This is a genomic window from Pseudomonas sp. G2-4, assembly GCF_030064125.1.
Taxonomy (GTDB): domain Bacteria; phylum Pseudomonadota; class Gammaproteobacteria; order Pseudomonadales; family Pseudomonadaceae; genus Aquipseudomonas.
The window spans coordinates 1,095,381-1,121,888 of sequence record NZ_CP125957.1 but is presented as its reverse complement, the minus strand read 5'-3'; the positions used below and the strand labels follow the sequence as shown (position 1 = coordinate 1,121,888).

The 26,508-nt window shown below is 57.6% G+C and carries 28 protein-coding genes and 1 tRNA gene; 12 read left to right on the top strand and 17 right to left on the bottom strand.

Going from position 1 to position 26,508, the window contains the following annotated elements; translation table 11 throughout:
• Positions 1–4: 4 nt before the first annotated feature.
• The 4 genes from secD to queA all read right to left on the bottom strand — a co-directional run bounded on the left by secD (position 5) and on the right by queA (position 4,497).
• Positions 5–1,873 carry a protein translocase subunit SecD gene (gene secD / locus QNH97_RS04890; protein ID WP_283555855.1) on the bottom strand — a complete coding sequence of 623 codons (1,869 nt, stop codon included), beginning with the start codon at positions 1,871–1,873 and terminating at the stop codon, positions 5–7.
• A 65-nt stretch (positions 1,874–1,938) separates the two neighbouring features.
• Positions 1,939–2,274, bottom strand: coding sequence for a preprotein translocase subunit YajC (yajC, locus tag QNH97_RS04885; RefSeq protein WP_053214538.1), 336 nt, complete (start codon positions 2,272–2,274; stop codon positions 1,939–1,941).
• A gap of 43 nt (positions 2,275–2,317) precedes the next feature.
• The gene (tgt, locus tag QNH97_RS04880; RefSeq protein ID WP_283557427.1) at positions 2,318–3,433 is read right to left on the bottom strand and encodes a tRNA guanosine(34) transglycosylase Tgt; all 1,116 of its coding nucleotides are present in this window, start codon (positions 3,431–3,433) and stop codon (positions 2,318–2,320) included.
• A 14-nt stretch (positions 3,434–3,447) separates the two neighbouring features.
• Complete coding sequence (queA, locus tag QNH97_RS04875) at positions 3,448–4,497, bottom strand: tRNA preQ1(34) S-adenosylmethionine ribosyltransferase-isomerase QueA (RefSeq protein WP_028237240.1); 1,050 nt, start codon at positions 4,495–4,497, stop codon at positions 3,448–3,450.
• A gap of 108 nt (positions 4,498–4,605) precedes the next feature.
• On the opposite strand from queA, the gene QNH97_RS04870 reads away from it, so the two are divergent.
• The 5 genes from QNH97_RS04870 to QNH97_RS04855 all read left to right on the top strand — a co-directional run bounded on the left by QNH97_RS04870 (position 4,606) and on the right by QNH97_RS04855 (position 7,786).
• A tRNA-Leu gene (locus QNH97_RS04870) sits at positions 4,606–4,690 on the top strand.
• Between the two features lie 312 nt (positions 4,691–5,002).
• A complete protein-coding gene (locus tag QNH97_RS04865) occupies positions 5,003–5,332 on the top strand; it encodes a hypothetical protein (RefSeq protein ID WP_283555854.1) in 330 nt (109 codons plus the stop codon).
• A gap of 35 nt (positions 5,333–5,367) precedes the next feature.
• Positions 5,368–5,772 carry a hypothetical protein gene (locus QNH97_RS04860; RefSeq protein ID WP_283555853.1) on the top strand — a complete coding sequence of 135 codons (405 nt, stop codon included), beginning with the start codon at positions 5,368–5,370 and terminating at the stop codon, positions 5,770–5,772.
• Between the two features lie 103 nt (positions 5,773–5,875).
• Positions 5,876–6,226, top strand: a complete 351-nt coding sequence (locus QNH97_RS29350) for a colicin E1 family microcin immunity protein (protein WP_350356195.1) — start codon at positions 5,876–5,878, stop codon at positions 6,224–6,226.
• A gap of 222 nt (positions 6,227–6,448) precedes the next feature.
• On the top strand, positions 6,449–7,786 hold the full coding sequence (locus QNH97_RS04855) for a hypothetical protein (RefSeq protein ID WP_283555852.1): 1,338 nt from the start codon (positions 6,449–6,451) through the stop codon (positions 7,784–7,786).
• An 83-nt stretch (positions 7,787–7,869) separates the two neighbouring features.
• On the opposite strand, the gene QNH97_RS04850 is transcribed toward QNH97_RS04855, so the two are convergent.
• Positions 7,870–8,196 carry a low molecular weight protein tyrosine phosphatase family protein gene (locus tag QNH97_RS04850; protein WP_283555851.1) on the bottom strand — a complete coding sequence of 109 codons (327 nt, stop codon included), beginning with the start codon at positions 8,194–8,196 and terminating at the stop codon, positions 7,870–7,872.
• Entirely contained in the window at positions 8,193–8,387 is a 195-nt protein-coding gene (locus tag QNH97_RS04845; protein WP_283555850.1) for a hypothetical protein, read from the bottom strand. Before QNH97_RS04845 ends, QNH97_RS04850 begins: the two co-directional genes overlap by 4 nt.
• A gap of 315 nt (positions 8,388–8,702) precedes the next feature.
• On the opposite strand from QNH97_RS04845, the gene QNH97_RS04840 reads away from it, so the two are divergent.
• Positions 8,703–10,604 (top strand): hypothetical protein, encoded by a 1,902-nt coding sequence (locus QNH97_RS04840; protein ID WP_283555849.1) that lies wholly within the window; start codon positions 8,703–8,705, stop codon positions 10,602–10,604.
• A gap of 142 nt (positions 10,605–10,746) precedes the next feature.
• Here the strand turns inward: QNH97_RS04840 and QNH97_RS04835 are convergent, their stop codons facing one another.
• The 5 genes from QNH97_RS04835 to QNH97_RS04815 form a co-directional block, all read right to left on the bottom strand.
• Positions 10,747–11,106 carry a DUF6124 family protein gene (locus tag QNH97_RS04835; RefSeq protein ID WP_283555848.1) on the bottom strand — a complete coding sequence of 120 codons (360 nt, stop codon included), beginning with the start codon at positions 11,104–11,106 and terminating at the stop codon, positions 10,747–10,749.
• Positions 11,107–11,489: 383 nt separating this feature from the next.
• Entirely contained in the window at positions 11,490–12,095 is a 606-nt protein-coding gene (locus QNH97_RS04830) for a hypothetical protein (protein ID WP_283555847.1), read from the bottom strand.
• 127 nt (positions 12,096–12,222) lie between these two features.
• Positions 12,223–12,777, bottom strand: a complete 555-nt coding sequence (locus tag QNH97_RS04825) for a DUF3592 domain-containing protein (RefSeq protein WP_283555846.1) — start codon at positions 12,775–12,777, stop codon at positions 12,223–12,225.
• Positions 12,778–12,907: 130 nt separating this feature from the next.
• Complete coding sequence (locus tag QNH97_RS04820; RefSeq protein ID WP_283555845.1) at positions 12,908–13,267, bottom strand: DUF6124 family protein; 360 nt, start codon at positions 13,265–13,267, stop codon at positions 12,908–12,910.
• 540 nt (positions 13,268–13,807) lie between these two features.
• Positions 13,808–14,491 (bottom strand): hypothetical protein, encoded by a 684-nt coding sequence (locus tag QNH97_RS04815; RefSeq protein WP_283555844.1) that lies wholly within the window; start codon positions 14,489–14,491, stop codon positions 13,808–13,810.
• Between the two features lie 244 nt (positions 14,492–14,735).
• Between QNH97_RS04815 and QNH97_RS04810 the strand changes: the two genes are divergently transcribed.
• Entirely contained in the window at positions 14,736–14,927 is a 192-nt protein-coding gene (locus tag QNH97_RS04810; RefSeq protein WP_283555843.1) for a type II toxin-antitoxin system HicA family toxin, read from the top strand.
• Positions 14,924–15,256: a type II toxin-antitoxin system HicB family antitoxin gene (locus QNH97_RS04805; RefSeq protein ID WP_283555842.1), complete on the top strand. Its 333-nt coding sequence runs from the start codon at positions 14,924–14,926 to the stop codon at positions 15,254–15,256. Before QNH97_RS04810 ends, QNH97_RS04805 begins: the two co-directional genes overlap by 4 nt.
• A gap of 233 nt (positions 15,257–15,489) precedes the next feature.
• Here the strand turns inward: QNH97_RS04805 and QNH97_RS04800 are convergent, their stop codons facing one another.
• The gene (locus tag QNH97_RS04800) at positions 15,490–15,723 is read right to left on the bottom strand and encodes a hypothetical protein (RefSeq protein WP_283555841.1); all 234 of its coding nucleotides are present in this window, start codon (positions 15,721–15,723) and stop codon (positions 15,490–15,492) included.
• A 4-nt stretch (positions 15,724–15,727) separates the two neighbouring features.
• Positions 15,728–16,210: a hypothetical protein gene (locus QNH97_RS04795; protein ID WP_283555840.1), complete on the bottom strand. Its 483-nt coding sequence runs from the start codon at positions 16,208–16,210 to the stop codon at positions 15,728–15,730.
• Between the two features lie 186 nt (positions 16,211–16,396).
• Here QNH97_RS04795 and QNH97_RS04790 point away from each other — a divergent pair, with 186 nt between their 5' ends.
• The 3 genes from QNH97_RS04790 to QNH97_RS04780 all read left to right on the top strand — a co-directional run bounded on the left by QNH97_RS04790 (position 16,397) and on the right by QNH97_RS04780 (position 19,426).
• Complete coding sequence (locus QNH97_RS04790) at positions 16,397–17,584, top strand: S-type pyocin domain-containing protein (protein ID WP_283555839.1); 1,188 nt, start codon at positions 16,397–16,399, stop codon at positions 17,582–17,584.
• The gene (locus QNH97_RS04785; protein ID WP_283555838.1) at positions 17,581–17,805 is read left to right on the top strand and encodes a hypothetical protein; all 225 of its coding nucleotides are present in this window, start codon (positions 17,581–17,583) and stop codon (positions 17,803–17,805) included. Before QNH97_RS04790 ends, QNH97_RS04785 begins: the two co-directional genes overlap by 4 nt.
• Before the next feature lie 535 nt (positions 17,806–18,340).
• Positions 18,341–19,426: a sensor domain-containing diguanylate cyclase gene (locus QNH97_RS04780; protein ID WP_283555837.1), complete on the top strand. Its 1,086-nt coding sequence runs from the start codon at positions 18,341–18,343 to the stop codon at positions 19,424–19,426.
• Here QNH97_RS04780 and QNH97_RS04775 read toward each other — a convergent pair.
• Genes QNH97_RS04775 through QNH97_RS04765 form a run of 3 tightly spaced genes read right to left on the bottom strand, consistent with a single transcriptional unit; the run spans position 19,410 to position 24,983 of the window.
• Entirely contained in the window at positions 19,410–21,761 is a 2,352-nt protein-coding gene (locus QNH97_RS04775) for a TonB-dependent receptor (protein ID WP_283555836.1), read from the bottom strand. The two genes, QNH97_RS04780 and QNH97_RS04775, sit on opposite strands and share 17 nt — an antisense overlap.
• A gap of 1 nt (position 21,762) precedes the next feature.
• Positions 21,763–24,162, bottom strand: coding sequence for a hybrid sensor histidine kinase/response regulator (locus tag QNH97_RS04770; RefSeq protein ID WP_283555835.1), 2,400 nt, complete (start codon positions 24,160–24,162; stop codon positions 21,763–21,765).
• On the bottom strand, positions 24,162–24,983 hold the full coding sequence (locus QNH97_RS04765; RefSeq protein WP_283555834.1) for a response regulator transcription factor: 822 nt from the start codon (positions 24,981–24,983) through the stop codon (positions 24,162–24,164). The genes QNH97_RS04770 and QNH97_RS04765 overlap by 1 nt, the downstream gene beginning before the upstream one ends.
• 183 nt (positions 24,984–25,166) lie before the next feature.
• On the opposite strand from QNH97_RS04765, the gene QNH97_RS04760 reads away from it, so the two are divergent.
• Positions 25,167–25,571 (top strand): DUF488 domain-containing protein, encoded by a 405-nt coding sequence (locus tag QNH97_RS04760; protein WP_283557426.1) that lies wholly within the window; start codon positions 25,167–25,169, stop codon positions 25,569–25,571.
• Positions 25,572–25,893: 322 nt separating this feature from the next.
• Here QNH97_RS04760 and QNH97_RS04755 read toward each other — a convergent pair whose 3' ends face one another.
• Positions 25,894–26,319, bottom strand: a complete 426-nt coding sequence (locus tag QNH97_RS04755; protein ID WP_283555833.1) for a hypothetical protein — start codon at positions 26,317–26,319, stop codon at positions 25,894–25,896.
• Positions 26,320–26,508 lie beyond the last annotated feature (189 nt).

The following is a 26,508-nucleotide window of genomic DNA, read 5'->3' as shown; positions in this document are numbered from 1 at the left end:
CCCCTTAAATCCACAACTTCTTGAAGTCACGACCGCCAAAGATCAAGTTGACCATTGCGCGGGTCACCATGATGGCTGTGAACATCGAGGTAAAGATCCCGAGGGACATGGTCACTGCGAAGCCCTTGACCGGGCCGGTGCCCATGGCAAAGAGAATCCCGCCGACCAGCAACGTGGTCAGGTTAGAGTCGAGAATCGCCGTGAATGCCCGGCCGAAGCCTTCGTTGATTGCCCGCTGAATCGTCATGCCCGCGGCGATCTCTTCACGTATCCGCGAGAAGATCAGCACGTTGGCGTCCACCGCCATACCCATCGTCAAGACGATACCGGCGATACCCGGCAGGGTCAGCGTGGCGCCCAGCAGCGACATCAGGGCCAGCAGCATCACCATGTTCACCGTCAGCGCGACGGTGGCGATGATGCCGAAGAAGCGGTAGATGGCGATGATGAACAGCGAGACGAACAGCATGCCCCACAGCGATGCATCGACACCCTTGGTGATGTTGTCGGCACCCAGGCTCGGGCCAATGGTGCGCTCTTCAGCGAAGTACATCGGCGCGGCCAGGCCACCGGCACGCAGCAACAGGGCCAGTTCCGAGGACTCACCCTGGCCGTTCAGACCAGTGATGCGGAACTGACTGCCCAGCGGCGACTGGATGGTCGCCAGGCTGATGATCTTTTTCTCTTCCTTGAAGGTCTGCACCGCGACGTCTTTCTCGACGCCGTTGACCACCTGCTTGCTGTAAGTGGTGGTCGGCTTCTGCTCGATGAAGATCACCGCCATGCTGCGACCGACGTTGCTGCGGGTGGCGCGGCTCATCAGTTCGCCGCCGTGGCCGTCGAGGCGAATGTTCACCTGCGGACGACCCTGCTCGTCAAAGCCTGCCTGGGCGTCGGTCACCTGGTCGCCGGTGATGATCAGGCCACGCTCGATCTGCGCCGCCGGACGACCGCCTTCACGGAACTCGAAGCTTTCGGAAGTGGCCTTGGAAGCACCCGGCTCAGCCGCGAGGCGGAATTCCAGGTTGGCGGTCTTGCCGAGGATACGCTTGGCTTCGGCAGTGTCCTGCACGCCTGGCAGCTCAACCACGATGCGGTTGGCGCCCTGGCGCTGCACGATCGGCTCAGCCACACCCAGCTCGTTGACGCGGTTACGGACCGTGGTCAAGTTCTGCTTGATGGAGTACTCGCGGATTTCCGCCAGCTTGGCCGGGGTCATCGCCAGACGCAGCACCGCCTGACCGTTGAGGTCGGCCGGCACAATGTCGAAATCGTTGAAGTTCTTGCGGATCAGCGCACGGGCCTGCTCGCGGGTATCTTCATCGGTGAAGCCCAGCTGAATGGCACCGTCGAGTTGCGGCAGGCTGCGATAGCGCAGGCGCTCTTTGCGCAGCAGGCTCTTGACGTCGCCTTCATAGACTTTCAGGCGTGCGTCGAGGGCTTTGTCCATGTCCACTTCCAGCAGGAAGTGCACACCACCGGACAAGTCCAGGCCCAGCTTCATCGGATGCGCGCCGAGGTTGCGCAGCCATTGCGGGGTCGTCTGGGCCAGGTTCAGGGCCACGACGTAATCATCGCCCATTGTCTTGCGCACTACGTCCTTGGCCGGCAGTTGGTCTTCAGACTTGACCAGACGCAACAGACCGCCCTTGCCACCTTCGGCAACGGTCGCAGCCTTGACGTCGATCCCGGAGGCCTTGAGCGCTGCGCTCGCACGGTCCAGGTCAGCCTGGGTGACCTGCAAGGCAGTGCTTGCGCCACTGACCTGAATGGCCGGGTCATCCGGGTAAAGATTGGGAGCGGAATAAATCAGACCGACCGCCAGCACCGCCAGGATCAGTACATATTTCCACAGAGGGTATTTGTTCAGCATCACGCCGCCCGCTTATGACGCGGGGCGCCTTGCGCGCCCCGTCGATTGAATAGAAGTTTGAAACTTTAGATCGCTTTCAGCGTGCCTTTTGGCAGCGTGGCCGCGATGGCGCCCTTCTGGAACTTCATTTCAACAGTGTCGGACACTTCCAGTACCACGAAGTCATCGGCCACTTTGGTGATCTTGCCAGCGATACCGCCGGTGGTGACCACTTCATCGCCCTTCTGCAGGCTGCCGAGCAGGTTCTTCTGCTCTTTGGCGCGCTTGGCCTGTGGACGCCAGATCATCAGGTAGAAGATCACCAGGAAGCCGACCAGGAAAATCCACTCGAAACCGCCACCCATAGGGCCGGCAGCAGGTGCAGCCGCGTCAGCCATGGCATTAGAGATAAAAAAGCTCATTTAGCACTCCAGTTGCAAGTATTGAATCTAGGGATCGGAAAACTCAGTCCAAGGGCGGAACAGGCAACCCGCGCTTGGCATAGAAGGCCTCGACAAAGGCGGCCAATGTACCCTGTTGAATAGCCTCGCGCAAACCAGCCATAAGCACCTGGTAATGGCGCAAATTGTGGATGGTATTCAACATGCTACCCAGCATTTCGCCGCACTTGTCCAAATGATGCAGATAAGCACGGGAGAAGTTCTGGCACGTATAGCAATCGCAGGTCGGATCCAGCGGCGAATCATCATGGCGATGGAACGCGTTACGGATCTTCAGCACGCCTGTGTCGATGAACAGATGCCCATTGCGGGCATTACGGGTTGGCATCACGCAATCGAACATGTCCACCCCGCGGCGCACACCCTCAACCAGATCTTCCGGTTTGCCAACGCCCATAAGGTAACGAGGTTTGTCAGCCGGCATCTGGCCCGGCAGGTAATCGAGCACCTTGATCATTTCGTGCTTGGGCTCGCCCACCGACAGACCGCCAATGGCCAGGCCGTCGAAGCCGATCTTGTCGAGGCCTTCGAGGGAACGCATGCGCAGGTCCTGGTGCATACCGCCCTGGACGATCCCGAACAGCGCCGCCGTGTTTTCGCCATGGGCGTTCTTGGAGCGCTGGGCCCAGCGTAACGACAGCTCCATGGACACCCGCGCCACGTCTTCATCGGCCGGGTACGGCGTGCATTCGTCGAAGATCATCACGATGTCCGAGCCCAGGTCGCGCTGCACCTGCATCGACTCTTCCGGCCCCATGAACACCTTGGCGCCATCCACCGGCGAGGCGAAGGTCACGCCCTCCTCCTTGATCTTGCGCATGGCGCCCAGGCTGAACACCTGGAAGCCGCCGGAGTCGGTCAGGATCGGGCCTTCCCACTGCATGAAATCGTGCAAGTCACCGTGGGCCTTGATCACCTCGGTGCCCGGGCGCAGCCACAGGTGGAAGGTGTTGCCGAGGATGATCTCCGCGCCGGTGGCGACGATGTCCCGTGGCAGCATGCCCTTGACCGTACCGTAGGTGCCCACCGGCATGAACGCCGGGGTTTCCACGGTACCGCGGGGGAAGGTCAGACGACCGCGACGAGCCTTGCCATCGGTGGCGAGCAACTCGAAGGACATGCGACAGGTGCGACTCATACTGTTTCCTCGGGTCCGCGTGGCGCGGGGTTACGGGTGATGAACATCGCATCACCGTAGCTGAAAAAGCGGTATCCATGCTCGACGGCAGCCTTGTAGGCGGCCATGGCTTCGGGATAACCGGCGAACGCCGAAACCAGCATCAACAGCGTGGATTCGGGCAAATGAAAGTTGGTGACCAGGGCATCGACCACATGGAACGGCCGGCCCGGGTAGATAAAGATGTCGGTGTCGCCACTGAACGGCTTGAGCACGCCATCGCGGGCAGCGCTTTCCAGGGATCGCACGCTGGTGGTCCCCACCGCCACCACCCGCCCGCCGCGAGCGCGACAGGCCGCCACGGCATCGACCACGTCCTGGCTCACTTCCAGCCATTCGTTGTGCATGTGGTGGTCTTCGATGCGCTCGACCCGCACCGGCTGGAACGTGCCAGCGCCGACGTGCAGCGTCACGAACGCGGTCTCCACGCCCTTGGCGGCAATCGCCTCCAGCAACGGCTGATCAAAATGCAGCCCCGCCGTCGGCGCCGCCACCGCCCCCAAGCGCTCGGCGTACACGGTCTGATAACGCTCGCGGTCCGAGCCTTCGTCCGGACGGTCTATATAAGGAGGCAGCGGCATGTGCCCGACACGGTCGAGCAGCGGCAACACCTCTTCGGCGAATTCCAGCTCGAACAACGCATCATGCCGCGCCACCATCACCGCCTCGCCCCCGCCGTCGATCAAAATCGACGAGCCCGGCTTGGGCGACTTGCTGGAGCGCACATGGGCCAGCACACGATGACTGTCCAGCACCCGCTCCACCAGAATCTCCAGCTTGCCGCCGGAGGCCTTCTGGCCAAACAACCGCGCCGGAATCACCCGGGTATTGTTGAACACCATCAAATCGCCCGGGCGCAAATGCTCAAGCAAATCAGTGAATTGACGGTGAGCCATGGCACCGCTGACCCCATCCAGGGTCAACAGTCGACTGGCGCGACGCTCGGCCAGAGGGTGGCGAGCGATCAGCGAATCCGGGAGTTCGAAGGTAAAGTCAGCAACACGCATGATGGGGTTCGTCTAGCAGGGCCGGAAAGTCTAGCGGAAATATCAAAAATTCACCATGAAACGTGATTGACCAACGGTAGGCACCTCTCTATACTTCGCCGCCATTGAGCCCTGATGGCGGAATTGGTAGACGCGGCGGATTCAAAATCCGTTTTCGAAAGGAGTGGGAGTTCGAGTCTCCCTCGGGGCACCATCTTAAAGAAAGACCTTGAGATTCAAGGTCTTTTTTTTCGCCTGCAGAAAAGTGGGTTGGCCGGGACCTCAGCCGATCCTCGCCCCCCTTTGTGGCGAGGGGATTTATCCCCGCTGGGTCGCGAAGCGGCCCCAACGACCAGACCTCTGGCAAGGAAGAATCTGTGGCCAGTAAGAACCCGTGGCGAGGGAGCTTGCCCCCGCTTGAGCGCAAAGCGCTCCCAAAAATGTCACTGCACCCACCGATGCTCCGCCTTGCAACGCCCAGTTGACCCACCGCCCCTCCTCACCCGCTGACAAAGGACTTCACCCCATGGAATTGCTGCTGGAAACGGTCGCTCTTTACTCCCTCAAGCTGGCCTATGAGACAGAGGGTTACAGCCCGATCCTGCGGGATGATCCGTTGATGGGCGGGTGTGATCGGGAAGTCTTTGGATTGTTGGTACGGCGGGGGGATGTGGCTGGGATTCAAAGTGAGATAGGCCGGTGCTTGGACTTGGCGCTGGGGGCGGTTGGTGGGGTGGATACGGTGTTGGGGCGGGAGTTGCATCACCTGACGACGACATTTAGCGCCGTGCAGGCGATAGAAGGCCTAGATGCTCCGCTCATAGCGCTTAAAGCCTATCTGAAAGATATTCTGTGAACCGCAGTGCTCGACAGGCAAAACGCAGGTAATCCATGGACGACATCATCGCAGCAATAGGCAGTTGGCTGACCGAAACCCACGAGGCGAAACGGCGGATGGTAAGCAACCTGGAAATGCTCTTCTGGATCGCCTTCGGGATTGTCAGCGTGATCGCCGCGAAGGATTACGCTGCTAAGCGTAAGGCGCTGATGAAGCGAGCAGAGCTGGCCTTGCCGGAGAAGGATCTGGTGGCGACGTCGTTTAGTGACGAAGCGGGTCAGCCGGTTAAATATGTTGGGATCCTGCGGCGGGTTGAGGGCGGGTATACCATTGGCCTGATTCGGGAAGCTAACGGGGAGCGCACCGAGTCGTGTAGCGAGGTGATGCCGTCGTTGGAGAGGGTTGAGGCTTATCTTACAAGCTGTACGCTGTTTGTTTTGTCGGATTTCAAAGGATGAACCGGTCATGCCTGTGGATTCATTACTGCGCAGTCAGCGACGATTTCGTGCTCCGATCATTGACATTGGGTACATCGAGAAGAGCCGACACCCAACATGACTCTTGAGGCACCCTTTGAACAAAAAATATTACCTTAACAATCTCTTGATTTCGCTCAGCTTACTCGCACTAGGCCTAAGCGTTTGGTTTTACAAAGAGCCCTTATACGAAACAGCTAGTCCGCGCTATCTGATTGTAGGCTTCTGCAGCGCCTTTCTTTTTCCCTTTTCTCGAAAGCTTATTGAAAATACATGCCTACGCTTTACAAGCCGTGAATTCTGGACGACTGGATTATTGACTGAGAGTCCAGGAAAGAACGGACTCTACGTCATCTATTTCTTTATATGCATGATTACGGCAATACCTCTGGGTGGTAGCTTTTTTATTTATTTGGGAATAAAGAGAGCGACCTAAATAGACCGTCCTCCTTTCCCTTATCGACTCAAAACGGAATCGAGAGCGTCGTTGAACATTTGGATTTGTTAGTCGCTCGAGCTGGAATGAGCTCCCCGCACAATGAAGTGTCTACTCAGCTACGGCACGGGCCGCTTCGGATAGACTCACAAATATCTGGCCGCTTTACGCTCTTTTCTAAGCAAACCAAGGAATGACTACAGACTTGAAGGACTCAAATTGATGTCAATTTCAATAGGGGATTTTTTCTACCCTTACGTAAAGTTTCTCCACGGCGCTGCCTACAACCTACACCAAATCTTGGAAGGCCTTGGCCTCGTATCATCAACCTTCACCGGGCGTAACGACGCCGGGCAAATCACCGGAACTTACTGGTCGCCCGATGAAGCGATGGTGATCACGCTGGGCTACCTGATGATGCTGTCACTGCTGCTGATTCCCTTACTGGCAGCAGCGGCCTTTACCGTGAGCAAGAAGCGAGGCGTGTTCATCTTCTTCGCGCTCTTGTTCCTACCCGGTGTGTTGAACTGCCTGGGCCTTTTCCCAACCATCAATTACCTGCCCATCCGTTACACCATCAGTGGCGTTGGGAAGTTGGGCAGCGAAGTCGGGCTGATTCCCCTGTTGATGCTTTGCGTCCTCACGGGATGGGGTGTCATGGTCCTTATTTATGACAACCTCAACCTCACCGAACGCTTCCGTCAGATATACGATCACTTCTGGTTTCCGCTGGCATTGGTCGCAGCGGTGTTCTTCGTGGCGGACAACGGCGCCAATGAAGACGCCGCATTGCTGAAGGAGGCGACAGCGAGCATCCAGGAAGCAAGCACGTTTCTGTTGAGCCAAATCAGGCGCTACGATGATTACTGTAAGGCCAATGGCTTGGGTAGCCTGAAGTCGTGCCAGTGGAGCAGCGATTCACAGTGGACCTTTACTCACATCAAGGAAGGTGAAGCCAGCTACTTCATAGGTTACGCACCGGACGACTCCAAAGGGTTCTACGCCGCGAATAGAAGAACCATAAGCGATGGGGATGTGATCGCCATTCGTAAAGAGATCAACGACTACAACCAACGGTTGTGTCCCGTGAAGCACTTCTCCAATGGCATGTCGCGCTCATCGCCACTCTCCAGCACCTGCGAGTACGTCCCCCGTGGCTATTGCTCGGTCAATCCTGATGGTCCGCCGGGCCTTGTAGACAACAATATCAGCAGCCACACCGTAGCCTTGGCCAGCGAATGCATCATTCCCTGGCTCGCCGGTGCCAAGCCTTCCTTGAAGCAGTTATCGGCCCTAGTCAGCCAACATGACAAAGCCAAGAATCAGCGTTGGCTGTATTTTCTTGCTGTCGCCGTAGCGGTCGGAGCAAAAGTGGCGTTGGCGACTACCAAGTTGTGTTTGATTGATGCACGGCCTGTGGCTGATAGGCGTCGTGTTCTTAGGGCTGCACGGTATCGGCTGGGCCAGTGCATCCGTTTACTGAAGCGCCTGCTGGTCGGTTCCGGCCGCTTAGCATCGTTCGCTGCGACCCGCGTATCCAACCTGCTTAAACGGAGATAGCACGGCGGGCTCAACCTTCTACCGGTGGTCGTTTCGCCTAGCCAATGAGGAAAGGAGCGGCTCGTGAAGATTGCCCTGAATGCTCAAGTACACAGGTATGACGTCACCGCCTGCTCAAGCATGTCCACTAGCTCAGGATCCATGAAGCGATAGTCATCAGGAATATCCAGAACATGCAGCCGCTTGTGCTCAAGCAGCCGAGCGTACTCTGCCCGTAGACGATGCTCGTGCTTGCGCTCCATGACAAAAATGACATCGGCCCAACGGATATCCGCTGGGCCGATAGGCTTGCGTGCGTTCGGGCTGGTGCCCGCCGAACGAGCACTGAAACCAGGACGTCGACGCCAGATCGCCTCCCCGGTAGGGCTGCGCCATTGGTTACGACTGCAAACGAACAGGAGATTAGTCACTCTTGATCCAACAGTTGGCGCGTGGTGCGGATGGGGTAGCTCATACCGAGCTGGCGCGCCCGGTGCAGCTTGTCGGCACGGGTGTAGATCAGCTTCCAGTTCTTTTCTGGTTTGGAGTTTTGCGGGTTAATCACTTCGCGCCCGTTGTGCTTGCGGGATTGCGCGCGTCTCCAGCAGCGGGTTCTTTCCATGGTTGTTTCCTCGTGAGTACCGGGTTCAGCAGCCGCGGTAATACGAGGTGGTGGGATGGTAAGCGCGAATTGGTTGAGACTAGTCCTAGCTGCCGACGTGAAAGCTAGGATTAGAGAAAAATTAGCCAGCGGATCCCATGGATCAGCTCTACGCGAACAACGCATTTCTTACGCCAAATTCAAACTAAAAGAAATAGAAAGAGATACTTTAACAGCATTACGATATATAAAACTGTTATTTCTATCAGTTTTTTACTTAATAAACATTATTTACCATCCCTCTTCATTGCACTCAACATGAGAGGGATGAGCACCATGAACTTTTATTTATTTTTCATATTCTTTTTAGCTGGATTGAATTTCATTTATGCCAGTGGGATAGCTTTTGCTCAGGAGTCAGTCAGCCCAGCAGCCTCACTAGACAGTAAAGATCCACGGGTAATAAATCAAGTTCAGGCAGCGGGAACGTACGAAGACCCTAGGGGTTGGGCCGATTTAACTGTCCCAGGAGCTATCCATAAAGGATCTACCGGTTTTTTTGAATCCAGATTTCTTGGCTCAGCCCTTATAGGTGGCAAGCCATTTCCACCTGCCGGACAAGACAATGACAGCTGGTTTTGGCGTGGAAGACACGCAGGATTGTATTCTGATCCCAAAAACTGGGGTGATTGGTCCTATCCGAGCGCCATACATAAAGGAGATAACGGCTATTATGAGTCCAGATTTAATGGCAGCGCCGCCACAAGTAATCTCTATTTCCCTCCCACGGGACAAAATAACGATTATTGGCATTGGTTAGGCGCCCATATCGGGACGTTCACTGATCCAAAATCCTGGAGTGAACAAACCCGTCCAGGTGCCATCCACAAGGGAGATTCAGGTTTTTTTGAGTCCAGGTTCACCGGTAGTGCAGCCGCCGCTAACAAATACTTCCCGCCCGCAGGGCAAGATAATAACAACTGGTTTTGGCGAGGAGCCCATGCAGGAACTTTTCAGGACCCAAAAAGCTGGAGAGAGTTCAGCTATATAGGAGCCATTCACGGTGCGGGAAATTCCAAAAGACTTGAATCGAAATTCAATGGCGTGGCTGGACCAACAGACTACTACCCGACGAACAATCAGGACAATGCCTGGTGGAAGGTAAGAGCTATCGATTGCCCAATTAACGCCCTTGCGGCAGCGCCTTCCCATTTCGCAGAGAAACAGAAGCATATTCCGGGAGCGCAAATCGATATGACTGCACTCGTCACAGAAAGCTCAACGAGAACCTCCCCGTTGTTGCAAGGTCTGACCTTAGTGAATTTTTCTCCGTGGCACCGCGAAGAAAACTATGAAGTCGCCAGCGCAATGTTGATGAATGAAAGGAGGGATAAAGTCGGATCCATCAGTGTGGTACTCAATAAAGAAGGTAGTTTTTATGCATTGGTAGAATCACCTACCTTTCGCGGCACGATCCATAGCAATATAAAGGGTGAGCAAACGTTAACACCTGAAAAGCCACATGATTACATGGAACCTGATACGGTCAAACCGGATACCATGGACTTGAATGAACAAATGATTACAACAGAGAACCAAGATGTTGATTGTAATGGTACGAATATCGTAGATGTCATGGCTGGTTTTTCACAAGCTGCCGTGAACCAAATTGGAGGTTGGACATCTGCTGTGGAGTTCGCAAGACTCGAAATAGAAACTGCCAACGTAGGCTTACGCAACTCCCGTGTAAAAAATGTAAGGTTACGCTTTGTTGGTATCGCTATTGTTCCAGAGGATTTCCCTATGAATGGGGAAACATTAAGCAGACTATCAACATTATTTGCACCAGAGGCTCAGGCAGTAGGAGCCGATATGATAGCTGGGTTCGCTAGGGAAGGTAGAGGTGGAGGTATTGCGTATTTAGATTGGCGTTACAGCCTGCAAGCAATAGACAGCCCCACTGCGTATCGTCATGAGGTAGGTCACAATGCAGGTGGCGATCACTGTAACACGGGAGGTACCGACGATTATAAATTCGGCTATAACAATGGTAGTTCGAGGACTTTTCTCTGTGGAAACTCAAGCCCTTACTATTCCACGCCGCGTGTATCCGATTCGGGCGGGAGACCGTTGGGTAACGCAAGAACAGCGGATATGGCGCGGCTATGGCAGGAGCGGGCAATAAAAATGTCCTCCTATCAGAAGGCTCCTTCCCCTATTTCAGGCGTATTTCCTTGACAGGCAACATTGCCAGCTTAGCCAGCCCCTGTTCAGTCGGGAGTTTCTCCTTTGGCTTGGTAAAGGGGACGGATTTATTTAAAAGGGTCTTGCTCAGCAAGACCCTTTTATGCTTCGTGGATTAACGATCCACATGCCCAACCTACCTCACCTCAACAATATCCAACGCCCGATTCGCCAACAGTTCACTCACCTCAGTCACCTGCAAAATCCCCAATGCAACACGCCGCCTTGACCCATCCAGATCAAACGCCAAATCACTGATCATGGCATTCGCCGAAGCCAGATTCTCACTGAGATTCGCAAGCAAACATTCAGAATCAACCCCAGGGTCAATCCGTAAAATGGAGTCTGACTTGTCAGACGGTTCGTTCTTTGGTTTGGGCTTCAGGTAAAAATCCAACGCTCGCGTGGCCGCATCGTCGATTTTCTTGTTACGGGCAGATTGGGCACGGGAGACGTGTTCGTCGGCATCTGGGGGATTCGGAGTAACTTTTGCCATTCTCTTGCTTCCTGTAATAGGAGCCATCACCCGCTCGCTGCTAAACGATGGGAGGCAGCTGTACGCAGGTTAGCAGACCGGGGAAACAAGAAACCGGCGCGTCCGGGGACGCCCTGCGCACAGCCACCATCAAGTGCAGGATGGGGATTCCTGACTGGATGACGCCTTGCACAACCTGTTTCACCGCGAGCTGCTAAACCCGATCACTGATGAGCAGTGACAGGACTCAAACTACCGACGCGGCCCAGGGCGCACAAGCCGGCGGATTCTGGCGTAGTTGTAGGTAACGGCGCAAGGTGATGTGGGCTTAAGGGCTGCGGTCTCCCAGTGTCTGACAGCCCCGGCTGACGCTGCCCATTTCATCCAGATATCAAGGTCTCAAATCAAGGCTGCCCAGACTGCTCAACGACCTGGCGATGGCCCGTCACGATGTAGGGCCTGCCCTGCGGGTCCATTTGCTCCAAGACCATCTTGTCCTTTTTCAGCTCCTTGATGCGCGCCTGGCCCGATGCCCCTGCCGGGTAGATATCGCTGAGGTTGGGCATGCTGGGGCCGACAAACTGCGCCACCCACAACGGCGAAACAGCTTTGCCGTCAACCGTATAGGCCTTGGGTAACGTCTTCATCTGCTGCAATGTGAACGAAAGGTTCTCTCCATCAGCACTCCAGCTACCCGCGCCAGTTACGCTGTATTCGAGCCGGAAGGGGTTGGTCGGCTCTGTGCCGACCAACGCGACCACGCCGCTAACGTTGTAATGGTTGTTGGCGAAGTATTCGGTCATGCCCTTGAACTCGAACTGAACGCCGCCGGCATTCGGATAGCTGAACGCCTCGGTCCAACGGCCAATGAAGTGGCTTTTGTAGTAGTCGGTCCTCATTTCGGCCAACCAAGATGAAATGGCGGGGAACCCCGCCAATAAGCCAACAATAGCTACGATAGCGGCCCAGCTTTTTAACGAGTACTGCTTAAGTGTCGAGACAACGGTCATCAACAGCTCCTAATCCCTAAGGAGGAACAAAAAAGAAAATGGGACAAATTTTAATGGCAAGAATCTGTCCCGTTTTCCTGCAAATCGACGCGGGCTGTAGGCTTTCAAGAGCCTAGACTGGCAGCCGTTAATAGAAGCGATCTTCTGCCTTCATGCGATAAATCTTGCCGAACGTCATGAAGGAAATCCCAAGAAATATCAACGTCAACACTACCCCGCCAGTCATGATAATGAAGCCGGAGCGATACGTGTGCAGCTCGGTGGCGATACTGTTGGTTTGGGGAAACCAACGTGAGTACAGCAGCGGAACATCCCCACCGACCTCGTACAGGGTGTGTTCGACATAACGCTGGTCCGGGTATTCGTCTTCATGGACTTGCTGATCGCTGTCGAGGTATCGGTAGTGAATGATCATGCCGTTTTCATTCATCGGAATGCTTTCAAGCTGCGTCACGGTGCCTTTCACCTCGACAGCACTCCATTGAATTGCTCCGTAAATGATCCCTGAGTGTTTTGCCATGGACGCTAGAAACAGCAACACCAAGCAGGCAACGGTCAGCAGAACTATTCGGTTATACAGATGATCTTTTTCAGCTTCGCGTGGGTAATACATTCTCGGTCCTTCGTATGGAATCTTCCGCAAGCCTATCGGCGCCACACCGAACGGCTTGAATTTTCTCAAGGGTTTCCCCTTTCATTTGTGGGGGTTGCGCCGTGAGGGAGAAGCTAGGGTTTGTTTGGATAGACACTTTTTTTTGAACGAGAAAGGTCTCGCTGCGCAAGACCTCTCTCGTGCTGGGCGAACGCCTCGACTATCTCACCTCAACAATATCCAACGCCCGATTTGCCAACAACTCACTCAGCTCAATCACCTGCAAAATCCCCAACGCAACATGCCGCCTCGATCCATCCAGATCAAACGCCAGATCACTGATCATGGCATTAGCCGAAGCCAGGTTTTCACTGAGGTTCGCAAGCAAACACTCAGAATCAACCCCCGGATCAATACGAAAAATGGTATTGGGATTGTCAGTCGTTTCGCTCGTTGGCTTGGGCTTCAAATAAAAATCCAACGCTCGCGTGGCCGCGTCGTCGATTTTCTTGTTGCGGGTAGATTGGGCGCGGGAGACGTGTTCGTCTGTAACTGGAGGATTCGGTGTAACTTTGACCATGGTCTTAACTCTCTGGTTGAGGCCACAACCCGTTCGCTGCTAAACGAATTGGGAGGCAGCTGTACGCAGGTTAGCAGACCGACGAGTTAAGAAATCGGCGCGCCCGAGGGCGCCCTGCGCACAGCCACCATCAAGTGCAGGAATGGGGATTCCTGTCTGATGGACGCGTTGTGCGACTTAACTCGGCGAGCTGCTAAACCCGATCACTGATGAGCAGTGACAGCTCCCAAACTACCGACGCAACCCAAGGCGCACAAGCCGGCGGATTCTGGCGTAGTTGTAGGCAAAGGCGCAAGGCGCTGTGGCTTGGCGAGGCTTCGTTGCCGGCGTCTGTCGGTCTTTGCTGACAGGGCGCCACTGGACTGGTCCGAGCAGATGCTCGATGCCGTTCAATGAGGCCGTCTGAAGATCCGTGGCGAGGCGCTCATAGGAAGGGGGCTGCTGCGCAGCCCAGCGGGAGCAAGCTCCCTCGCCACGGGGAGCAGCCTGCCATCCCCTTTTGATAGGTGCCGAGGCTGGCTTCGCAGGGTGCTTTCGTCGTTAAGATGGGGGATAGGCCTCGTTAAACGCCCCGGCAAAATCTTCCGCCTTCGAAAAGAGCAGCATCTCCACGTCACCGATCTCGACATTGAGTTTTCGGGAGACGCTCACCAGCAACTGGATGTAGGTCGAGTAGACATCGGTCGTAGCAATTCGAATCCAATGCTGTTGACGCGCCAGACTCTTCAAGCGAGGCCAACACGCCGTCAGGCGTTTGTTTCGGCCCGCCAAGTGCGGAAACCACCAGCGTTGCTCATCGCTGTGAAACATCTGTAGAACGTTCAGGGAAAATGCAACCCGCGCATCGAAGATGGCATGCTCGGTTGGATTCGAGAATGCCGCCACCTTCGACCATGAGGCGATGCCGTTGTGCTTGTCCGGCACCCGCCCCCGTGACACGGTCTGAACATACCCTTGCATCGTTACGAGCTTATTTCCCCCAATACCTCCCCACACGCGCACCGCGTAGTCTGCGAGGGCCATTCGTTGTTCGGGCGACGTGGTCCATTCCTGGGCGACATGTCGCTTCAGGGCGCGCGCTTTTTCGTACCAGTTCGAACCATCGATCTCCCATTTAAATGAATGGTGGACGAGAGCGGTATCGAACGTCCAAGTATAGGTATGGGGAAGTGATGGCAAGTGCTGTGTGGCGTAGGAAAGCAGCGCATTTTCTAGAGACTGCATGGACGAGACCACGTATTGAACGAGGTCGAGATATTAAATGACTGCCGGTCGAGCCGCGAGTTTTCCAGCTTCGCGCGCAGCGAGAAACCACGGCACTGAAGAGCAAGAAGACAAAATGCTGAGAGCGGCAACGCGCCAAACCGGCTAGATAGTGCTATCTTTTTTTGATAGCACCCACACGCATGAAAACAGACACCGGAAAACCCTTGAAGCGATCCACCGTACGCCAACAAGTGCGGCAATAGTGTTTGCTGACATTGAAGCCTTGGTCACTCATCTGGGTGGCCAAGTGCTGGAGCGTGAAGGTTCTCGGGTCAAGCTGATCCTGGGGGAGGCCCAATGGCGTTGCCATCGGCCACACCCTGGGAAAGAAGCCAAGAAATATCAGGTAGAAGAGGCTCGCGAATTTCTCCAGCGGGCAGGAGTTGAGCTATGAACAGCATGACTTATAAGGGCTACACAGCCCGAATTGAGTTCGATGAGCGTGACGACATTTTCGTCGGTCGGATTCTGGGTGTGCGTGACATCATCAGTTTTCACGCCGATTCCGTGACCAAGCTACGAGCGGCGTTTGCCAGTGCTGTTGAGGATTACTTGGCGGACTGTGCCGAGCAAGGCGTCAGCCCTGAGAAGCCTGCTTCCGGCAAGGTGATGCTACGCATTCGTCCTGAAGTGCACGCTGCCGCTACCATTGCAGCCCAAACCGCCGGCAAAAGCCTGAACCAGTGGGCTGATGAGGTGTTTGAGCGCGCAGCGCACGTCTGACGTCAAATACACGGATTGAAAGTAGGCTTGCCTGAAACAGGCTTCACGCTTGTGATTCTGGCTTTGCTGATCACGGGTCAGCTCCTCCGGTTTTGTTCAGTCCACACGCGCTGCAAGTCGGTCATGTGATTTGCCGGCCACATCAAGGCGGCTCTCACGGTTTGAGGATGATTCGGGACAGACACAAGAGCGCCCTACCCTGTTTCAACTAAACCCATCACCGATGAGCAGATTCACGCCACATACCGGCCCCGGCTAAAAAACAGCGCCGCCCCGATGCCAATTGCACTGGTCGAGACGATACCCAGGTCAAAACCGGAGATGAAAGACGGCAGCGCAAAAATACTCGCAAACCCCAGAGCGACCAGGGCAATGCCGAGCCATTTCCTGAGGCCATAGGGTTTCATATAGAAAAACAACAGCAGGAACACTGCGTACGCCAGGGCGTATAGGCCATATTCGTTCATAGTCCTAGCCGCCCTGAGTCTTGATGATCATGGAAGATCCGGAGTGTTGCGGACCTATGCCACCGCTGACCTGCGCGTCCAGACTGACGATGACATCACCGGCATGATAGGTCGGCAATTTGCCTAGCGTGAACTCACGGACGGCCCATCCCACAGGGATGACCGCGGCGGGCATGAACTTGCCTGCCGCTGCGGCGAAAACACCGCTGGTGAGGTTGGCGATACTCATTCGTTGGGCGTTGAGTAAATCCCCCTGCTGCCGGGTCAAGGGTTTGGAGATCCCGACCATCATTTGGCAGGGTAAATCCTTGGCAAGCATTTTGTCGTAGAGCTCCACCACCCGGTTGCTCACTTCATAGTGGGCGGCTTTAGCTTCTCCAAAATGCAACGCTCTGAGGCTACCCCGTTCATCGGCTGACAGGGTGAAGCGCGATACGTTGAAGATAATTCCATGGCTGCTGGAAAACTGTCCGGTTTCAAACTTCAATGCTCGCATCCTTATCGAGTCTGGGAAGACGGGGGAGTTTGTCTTAGCTGATGGGCTTTTCGCAATGGAAGTCGGCCCTACCTGCATTGATGAAACCGGAGCAACCACTTCAAGAAACCTCCTACATCGCGCCCCTCTCTTCCCGCGTTAGCGTCTGTCCCGCACTCACTGGACGAGACTCACTACGTGGCGACACGCAAAAAAGACATCCCCCAGGTCCGAAACCCGCCCGGTGGTGACGGGCATTACGTCACTTATCGGGACATGACCGCCAGCGAACTGGCCGAGCGCGAGGCCCGACAGCAAGCTTATGAAGCCATGCTTGCCCGGCAGGCAGCCTATGAACGAGAGCGCTGGGCCACGCTAGATAAAAAGCCCGTACTCAGCGTCGCGGGAAGCGTGTTTGCCAAGAGCTGCAAGCTGCCCAACGGCATCATCGATTACAACAACCCCAACGGCTACGTCCCGGCAGACCTGGTCAAGCAATACGGCGATCTCATGTGGCTCGGGGGCAGGAGCGCCGACCCGTCCGGCACGATTCCTCTCAAGCGGATCGGCGCTGGCGCGGTACCCGTTACGTTGGGCAGGCTCGCGCTGGGCGGCTCGGCAACTTCTACGGCAGCCGCTGCCGGCGGCACCGTTGGGGTAGCCCTGCTAACAGGCATCGTCGCCTTGCTCTGGCCGTCCAGCCTCGGGGACAGCGCGCTTTACAGCGAAGACCAGTTACGCAACCTCAAGCAAGCCCGCAGCCGCATGCGCCTGAGCATCGAGCAGCAGGCCGACGGCAGCCTCAAGGGCTACGGCTTCTACACAGGCCAGAACCGCGACTGGGAAATGGTCGACGTTGTCCAATTCACCCCTCGCGCCGATCAATTCATCGCCGACTTGGGTGATGGCATCGAACTGATCTGGACCCCGGCCACCAACCCCTCCGACACCCTCGGCATTCCCGCCCTGGAAGCGGCGCCCCAGGCACCTCACATCTGGATCTATCCGCCGACGCCAGTGGCCGACAGCATCATCGTCGACCCGATCTATCCGCCGGAGTACAGGGATTTCATTCTGGTGTTTCCGGCGGATTCGGGGGTTCGGCCGGTTTATATTGTGGTGAGTACGGCTCATCATGATTACCACCAGAAACCAGATTTTTTACCTGCTTTCCCAAGTGCGAAATGGGCGCCACCCAAAACCCGGATGAAAGGAGGAGGGTTACGTCCTCGCTGGAAAGATAATGACAAAATAATATATGAATGGGATTTTCAGCATGGGGCAGTGGAAAAATATAACAAGCGAGGAAAGCACTTGGGCGAATTCGACCATGTTACGGGGGCCCAAACCAAACCAGCCGACCCAACGAGGTGGATAGAACCATGAAACACAAAATAATGGGGGTAATGGACGGCGACGACTTCGCCTCATACGAAAAAACGCTCTGCATCGACACTCAAGTTCTAGCAAAAATAATGAGCTGGACCAAAGAAGAAGACTATTTTTACGATTACGAACTGAATGCATCTCAAATTAAAGCGTTGGAAACTGAGTGTTCTATAGAACTGCCCCGAAACCTGTTGATTTTTTTAACTAGCAGCAACTAATTGAAAATAGGAAGAGGTGGTTTTTCGGACAAGAAAGGCTTGACTGCGCAAAACCTTTCTTGCCTGGAGGGCAAGCGCCTCCGCTACCTCACCTCGCGACTAAACGAGAGGACGGCAGCTGTACGCAGGTTAGTCGACCGGTGAACCTAAGAATCCCGGCGCGCCCGAGGGCGCCCTGCGCACAGCCACCATCAATACAGGAACAGCAAAGCCTGTCCGACAGGGACCTGATACGCCTTAGGTAAAGCGGGCGACTAAACCCGATCACTGATGAGCAGTGACCGAACCCAAACTACCGACGCTACCCAAGGCGCACAAGCCGGCGGATTCTGGCGTAGTTGTAGGCAATGGCGCAAGGCGACGTCGGCTCGTGAGGCTGGTCGTCCAACGTCTGACAGACCCAACATAAATATCTTTCAGTTCCATCCCTTCCCGCAAAGCTCCCATCCGCTCCAGCAAAGTCCCCGGCCAATCCCCACCCCGATAATGCCCACTTCGCTAGCCCACCCTCACCCGCCAGCACCCTATAAATCCCATGAACCTACGCACCTTCATTCGCAGCTTCTGCCTCAATTCCAGGCTCGCCACGAATGCCCTGCTCCGCCTGCACCGGACGCTCTCTTCCCTGGTCCGCTATCTGGCCCTGCAAGGCTTCGATTCCAACACTTGGCCGGCCACCCGCGACGAAGGCGCGCTGGATCGTCGTATCAACACTGTGTGCCCAGAACTGGCCACAACCGTGTTCAGCCACGCCCGCGAAGGCATCATCCTGGTCGACCCCTACGGCCGAGTCATCGGCGTCAACGAAGCTTTCACCCGCCTCACCGGTTACGGCCAGGACGAGGTGAAGGGCCGTGAGTTGAATTCCCATCGCATGGTGCGTCGGCTTACGGCTTTTTATGCGCCGATGAAGAACGCGTTGGATTTCCACGGGCATTGGTCCGGTGAGATTCAAAGCAACCATAAGGATGGCCGGGAGATGGCGTCACGCATCAGCGTCAGTGCGGTGCATGACCGTCACGGTAACGTGCAGCACTATGTGGCGCTGCTCAGCGACATGACGCAGGTGAAGCAACGTCTTCAGTTGCTGGAGCGTGACGCGCGGTATGACGCGCTCACGCAGTTGCCGAATCGGTTGTTGTTGGCCGAGCGGATGCGTCAGGCGTTGGGCAAGGCGCGGATTCATCAGCATAAGGTGGCTATCGCGTTCATTGATCTCGACGGGTTCAAGGCGCTGAACGACAGTTACGGGCATGACTGGGGGGACCGGGTGTTGCAAATTGTCGCGGCGCGGATCAATGCGACGTTGCGGGAGGGCGATACGTTGGCGCGGCTGGGTGGCGATGAGTTTGTCGCTGGGTTGGTGGGGCTGCAGGACGTGCAAGACTGCGAGCCTTTGCTCAAGCGGATGCTGGCGGCGGCCAACGCGCCCATCTTGATCGGTGCGCAGATGGTGGAGATTGCCGCGAGTATCGGGGTGGCGTTTTTTCCTGAGCATGGTCAGGAGGTCGATGCGTTGATCAGCAAGGCGGACCAGGCGATGTATCTGTCGAAAAAGGCCGGTGGTAATCGTTTGGCGTTTTGTCCGACCCGTTTCATTTCGGTCAATAACGAAGCCTGACGGTGGTGCCGAGGGTTCTTTCGCTGCCGGTCATGACGCCGTAGTCACCGGCGCCGAGCAGTGAATAGACGGCGGTGATGTAGTGACGGTCGAACGCGTTGCGCACCCAACCTTCGACTTCCCAGGCACGGTCCTGGCTGCGCAGCCCCAGGCGCAGGTTGGTGAGGCCGTAGCTCGGTTGATAGCTGCCTTCGCCGCCTTCAAGGGTGCCGTAGTAGCCGGTGCGAAAGCTGTAGTCGATGCCACTGAAGGCTTCCAGCCCGTACGGCAGCGGATGGGTGTGGTCGAGGCCGCTGCTGAGGTTCCATTCCGGCGCGTTGTAGACCCGGTCGCCGCTGAGGTCGCAGGTCCATTGGCCCGAGGCCGGTGGGCACGGGGCGTTGGGGAAGCTGCGGTAGCGCGCATCGCTCCAGGCCAGGCCCAGGCGTCCGGTGAGTTGGGACGTGAGTTGCCAGGCGGAATCCAGTTCGATGCCGCGCAGGCGGACCTTGCCAACGTTGATCAGGTTGTCCCGCAGCGGTGGCGCGAACAGCGACGTCGGCGGGCTGTAGGTAAGCGCTTGGTAGTCGGCGACGTCGGTCTGGTAGACGGCGAGGTTGAGCAGCGCGCGCTCATCCCAGAAGCGCGTCTTCATGCCCAGTTCCAGCGACGTAGCGCGCTCCGGCTCGAAGGTGGGCGCGGTGAACGGGCCGACCACGTCGAAGTTGATGCCGCCGGCCTTGTAGCCGCGCGACCAGCTGACGTAGCCCATCACAGCATCGCTGAAACGGTAGCTGGCGCTGAGCAGGCCTGAGACGTTGTCTTCTTCAATCGAGTCCTCGCGGTAGTAAGCACGGCCGAGGGCGATGTCGCGCAGTAACTGGCCACCCGCCTGGAAAACCGGAGGCAGGCCCGTCAGCGGGGCGAGGTTGCTGACGTCGCGGGAAACCCAGCCGTCCTTGCGCTCCTGGCTGTAGCGTAGGCCGCCGGTGAGTTCGAGGGGGTCGATGGGGCGCCAGGAGACCTGACCAAAAATCGCCCGGCTGTCGCTCTTCTGCTCGCCGCCATAATGTTGCCGGGCGCCTTCCAACAGCTGGGCTGGCACCTGCCTCGGATCGGTGAAAGTGATGCCATAGAGCTTCTTCAATTGCTCCAATTGGTCGCCGACGAACCAGGGCGCAGCGTCCTTGCCGAATTCGGCGTCGATCTCGCGGTCGAGCTGCTGACGTAAATAATAGAGCCCAGCGACATAATCGACGGACGAGCCGGCGGTACCGGACAGGCGCCATTCCTGGCTGAACTGCCGGTGCCCCAGTTCGGTCTCGGACTGCGCGACCGACAGCGCGGTGCTGTCGCTGTCGCGGGTGGCGCGGTAGTCCCAGTCGCGGTAGGCGGTGATGCTGGTGAAGCGCATTGCCTCGTCGAGGTCCCAGTTCAATTCCAGTGACACACCGTTCTGCAGGGTTTTCGGGCGCCCCGGCGCGTCGATGCGGCTCTCGCGCCGGTAAGGGTCGGGCTCCGCCAGCGGATAGCCGACAAACTTGGCGCGCTTGCGCGTTTGCTCGCTGTAGTGATTGACCAGCAGGACGTTGCCGGCCTCGTTTTGCTCGGCATAGTCGGCGATCAGGCGGGCGCTGAAGTCCGGGTTCGGCGTCCACAGCAATTGCCCGCGCAGGCCTTGGCTGTCGGCGTCACCGAGGCGGGCGCCGCCCTCCAGGTTTTCCACTTGCCCATCCACCGAACGCTGAAAGACATTCAGCCGCCCGGCCAATACGTCGTCGCGCAGCGCCCCGGAAATCGTCCCGCGGTATTCGCGCAGACCGTGCTCCCCGTAGCTGGCCTCAAGGTTGGCCTCGGGTTGGAACGTCGGTTGGCGGGTGATGATGTTCAGCGCGCCAGCGGTGGTGTTCTTGCCGAACAAGGTGCCCTGGGGCCCGCGCAGCACTTCGATGCGTTCGATGTCCGTCAACTCGGTGAAGGCCATGCCCTGGCGCGCCTGGTAGACGCCATCGACGTAGGTGCCGACACTGCCTTCCAGGCCATCGTTGTAGGCGGTCGCGCCGAATCCGCGCAGGCCGAAACCGGCGTAACGGGCATCATGACCGGACACGATCAAGCCGGGCACGCGCTGTTGAATGTCTTGAAGAGTGTGCAGGCCGGCCGCGTCCAGTTGTTCGCCGTAGAGGACGTTGATCGGGATCGGCACGTCCTGCGGGTCTTCTTCGCGGCGTCGAGCCGTCACCGTGGTTTCGTCAAGCGTGAGGGCACCGGGCGCCTCCTGGCCGGCATTCACCGACGCCCAAGGCCACGCTGAAAGGCTGGCGATCAACAGCAGCCGGTAAACCCGATCCGGCATGCTAGAACTCCCGAGCCAGCATGCGACGCGCCGTGTCCGGGCAGGCCAGGGCCTTGACCCACGCCAGCAATTCGCGGCTGTCGGCGGGCTTGAGCAGTGCCGCATTAAATTCCAGATCCTCTGGATAACCTTGCGGCCTGCGTGGCGGTACCGCCGAATACAGCAGCACGGGAAGGTGGCGCCAGCGCTCGCGCACCTGTCGTAGCAATTCCCAGCCGTCCATGCCGGGCATCATCTGGTCGCTGATCATCAGGTCAAACGGCTGTTGCGCCAGGCAGGCCAAGGCGTCTTCGCCGTTGGCCGCCATGCGCACGTCAAAACCGTAGCCGGCCAGCAGGTCATAGAGCCATTCGCTGTTCTGCTCGATGTCGTCCACCAGCAGGACGTGCTTGCCCGTGCCGTCAAACGGCGTGGCGTTGTTATCGACAATGCCGTTTTCGAGGTCGTGTTCCTCGGCGCATTTAAGTTGCAGGCGAAAACTGAAGTGGCTGCCCTGCTCGGTGGCCTGGGGTTCGAGGCGGCTGTCCATGCGTTCCAGCAATTGCGTGACGATGGACAGGCCCAGCCCGCTGCCTTCATAGCGCTGCGCATTGCGGCCACGGCGGAACGGTTGCAGCAGTTGTTCGAACTCTTGCGGGTCGATGCCGATGCCGGTGTCGATCACGCTGAAGTGCAGTTCCACAGTGTCGGCGGCGGCGCCTGGGCCCGCACTCACGGCAAAACGGATCTGGCCGTTGCGGGTGAATTTCGCCGCGTTCGCCAGGAGGTTCATGAGCACCTGCCGAAGGCGTTTGAAGTCGGCCTCCACCAGTGGCGGCAAGTCGTCCGCCAGGACAGCCTCGAAGGTGTTGCCCTGGCGCACGGCGAGAAAGCCCGCTTCGTCTGCGACCTCTTTGAGGAAGCCGTACAGGTAACCCGGCGCGAGGCTCAGTTGCATCTGCTCCAGCTCGCCTCGGGAGAATTCGAGCATCTCGTCGATCAGCTCCAGTTGCTGGCGGGCATTGCGCTCGATGGTGGCTTGATAATCGCGGTTGGGCCCGGCGTGCAGCAGGCGCGCGTAGTCGATGATGCGCACCAGCGGCGAGCGCAGGTCGTGGCTGATCCGCGCCATCAACGCACTGCGGGCCGCCAGGGATTCGCGCAGCTGCGCCGTACGCAGCGCCACGGTGCTTTCCAGGCGTTCGTGCTCGGCCTGGCGTTGTTGTTCAAGGGTGGACAGGGCGTGTTTCTCGCGGTTGCGACTGCGGCTGACTTCCATGATCAGCGTGCACACCAGCAACGCCACGCCGGGCAGGGTCGACGACAGGCTGTATTTGCTTTGCGGCGACTGCCAGGGCAGTTGTTCCTGGGGGAAAAAGACCCGCATCAGCAATTGCCCAACCAGTAACCCCGGCACCAGCCAGGCCATCCAGTTGTAATCAAGCCTTTTGCGCCACGCCATGAACAACGTGACGAACAGCACCCCGTAGAAACTCATGAGGGATATCTGGACGATCTGCGCGCCCTGGACGGGATCGACTTTTAGCCACCAGAGTCGGCCGAAAACACACCCCAACAGCGGTAGCCAATAGCTCCAGCCAATGACTTTGGGCAATACGGACACCTGCAACAGCACGCGGAAGTAGGCGAGGAACAGGACGAACGAGATTGCGCTGGCGCAGGTCAGCAGCTCCCGTGTCCAACCCAGCGCGGCGGGCCAGTAGATCAGGTAGCCGTTGAGGATGCAGGTCAGCAGGATATAACTCAGCACCGCGCCCGCATTCACAGTCAACAGTCGGGAGCGCAGGATCCCGCCAACGATCAGGCCGAACGGCACGACCAGCAGGACAATGCCAAGGGTGAGCCCGTCGCTCAGATAAGTCTGTTGCTGACCGCGCAGCAGCGCCGGTTCGGACCACAGTTCCGGCTCCAACAACATTTGGAAATGGCTCGTCACGCGGACGAACACCGTGGCGCTTTCCCCCGCCGTCAACGACACCGGGAACGCTGGCTGACGCGCCGCCGGCTGGGGCCATTCGGCCAAGGGATGGGCGCCACCGGCATGGGCCTCACGCCAGCGCCCGTCTGCAAATTGATAGACGCGGAGGTCTTCCAGGCGCGGCGCCCCAATCACCAGCAGGCGCGAACAGGCCACAGCGCTCGGATTGGTGAGTTGCAGTTTCAACCAGAAGGCCGAGCGGCTATAGCCTTGTGGCGGCCAACTAGGCGTTGCGGCGTTGAATCGCGTCTCGGGCAGTTGAGCGACTTCTTCCAGGCTCAACTTGGCAGGGATGTCCTCGAAAATCTGCATCGCGGGCATGACGTCCAGATACTCAGCCTGGCAGATATCCACAGGCGCCGCCCGCAGCAGGCCTGTGGATAACAACGTTATCGCCAGCAATAGAACCTGTAGAAGCCGCATCAGGCGCGCCCGGCCGACTCTGTATCAGCGATGCCCTGGGTTTGCTGGCGAAACTGGCTGGGCGTCATGCCGATTCGCTGGCGGAAGGCCGTGGTGAAGTTGCAGGCATTGCGAAAGCCGATCAATTCGGCGACATCCTGCACGCTCATGGCACTTTCGGAGAGTAAATCCTGGCCGCGCCGCAGCCGCGCATCGCGAATGTAAGCGAACACGGTCAGGCCCAGATGCTCGCGAAATATCCGGGACAGGCGTTTCTCATGGGTGCCGACTTTTTGCGCCAGCTGCACCAGGGAAGGCATGTCGTCGAGGTGTTGTTCAATCAGGCGCATCGCAGCGCGCAGCACGATCTCGTCGCCTTCCGGTTCCGCTTCCGTCGCGCTGTCCTGGCGGGTCGGCGGCGCGCGCCAGGTCAATTGCAGGTGGATCTTGATACGCGCCAGCACTTCTTCGGGCGCACAGGACTTGGGGATGTAATCGACGCCGCCGACGGTCAGCCCTTCCAGACGCTCAAATGAGCTGTTGGCCGAAGACAGAAACAGAATGGGTGTCTGGCGGGTCGCCGGTGCCTCGCGCAGCAGCCGGCATAGGCTGAAACCGTCCATTTGCGGCATGTGCACATCCAGCACGATCAAATCCGGACGCATTGCCAGGGCGCGCTGATAGCCCTGGTGGGCATCGCTGGCCAGGGAAATGCGCCAGGGTTGCGCCTTCAGGAGGATGAGCGTTGCACGGATATCCTCCGGAACATCGTCGATAAGCAGAATATGCGGCAGCGTGTCGGATGACGCAGCTGCCTGCCTTTCGTATCGTCCGTCGTCCATTCGCTACGTTCCCTTATCGTGCTTTTGCCAATTAATTGCCGGAAAGCAAAGGTATTGCAAAGCCAATCGATGGATCGGTAAAAATCGTTATACCGATAGCGGCAGCTCCGGCGAAGACTTGAAGGCGCCGATTTGTCCATGGCCGCTATGCTGAGGCGATCCTACTCTGGCAGGCAGGCTTTGATGATCCAGTGCAAACGCGCCTATGAAACAGCCAGCGCCGAGGATGGCGTGCGGGTTCTGGTCGACCGGTTGTGGCCGCGCAATTGTCGCAAGGATGCGTTGGCGATTGCCGAGTGGCTACCGGAGGTCGGGCCTTCCCATGAATTGCGCAAGGCGTTCAAGGCGGGGGCTGTTTCGTTTGCCGAGTTCAGCGTGGCGTATCGGCGTGAGCTGGCGGCGCGGCCAGAGCATTGGTGGAAGCTGGTGGATATTGCGCGGGATGGAACGCTGACGTTGGTGTATTCGGCTAAGTCTACGGTTGAGAATAATGCGGTGGTGTTGGCGCAGTGGTTGGAGGATGAGGTGGAGAAACGGGCAGAGGGGAGTTCGTCGGTTTGTTATTTGTCTGAGTTTCCAGAGCTTTGAGTTGATCAATGCGGTGCTGCGGCTTCTTGGAACGCACCGAATCCATCATCGTGATCAAACTCCAACAGTTAGCTCTCGGTCACATGCCCGCCGGGAGCGACGTAGCTCGCGGGTGTGCTCGGGGGAAGGTGAACATGGGGGCTTGCTCCAGGGGGGCGGTTCCCGTCAACGGTAGACGAGGGGCAACCGGGGCGCCATTTTTCTGGTGTGTTGTGTTGGAGGGTTTGGGGCTGCTGCGCAGCCCAGCGGGAGCAAGCTCCCTCGCCACGGTTTTATTGAGCATTGTTGAAGGAGGGGCAGCTTCATTCAGCGATTCGGTCAGTCAGTGTTTCACGGCTTCACATTGAGCGCGCAGGTCGCTGTTGGAGATCGCGCTGCAGCTGCCACTGCCGCTCTTGGCATAGCAGTAACGACGCTGGTCGTCGTCGTTTATGCTGGCGCAACTGCCGCTGCCAGCCTCGGCCTCGCAGGCGTGACGCAGGTCGCTGTTGGAGATCGCGCTGCAACTGCCGCTGCCGCTCTTGGCATAGCAGTAACGACGCTGGTCGTCGTCGTTTATGCTGGCGCAACTGCCACTGCCAGTCTCGGCCTCGCAGGCGTGACGCAGGTCGTTGTTGGAGATCGCGCTGCAGCTGCCACTGCCGCTCTTGGCATAGCAGTAACGACGCTGGTCGTCGTCGTTTATGCTGGCGCAGCTGGCAAAGGCATCACCGCTAAGCATCCACAGCACCACAAAAATAACTCTCATTACTCTCTTCCCTGATTGGCCGGAACGAACCGGCGTTGCTGTGCCCAACTGGGCCCGCGCAGTTTAGAGCGCAGGCTGGGTGGGTGGAAGCGTCGAATGAGACGACTCTCACACTGTCTCAGTGCCTGCGCTTGAGCATCGGCAGTGAATCGCGGTGCTGGATGATTTTTTGGGGCTGCTACGCGGCCC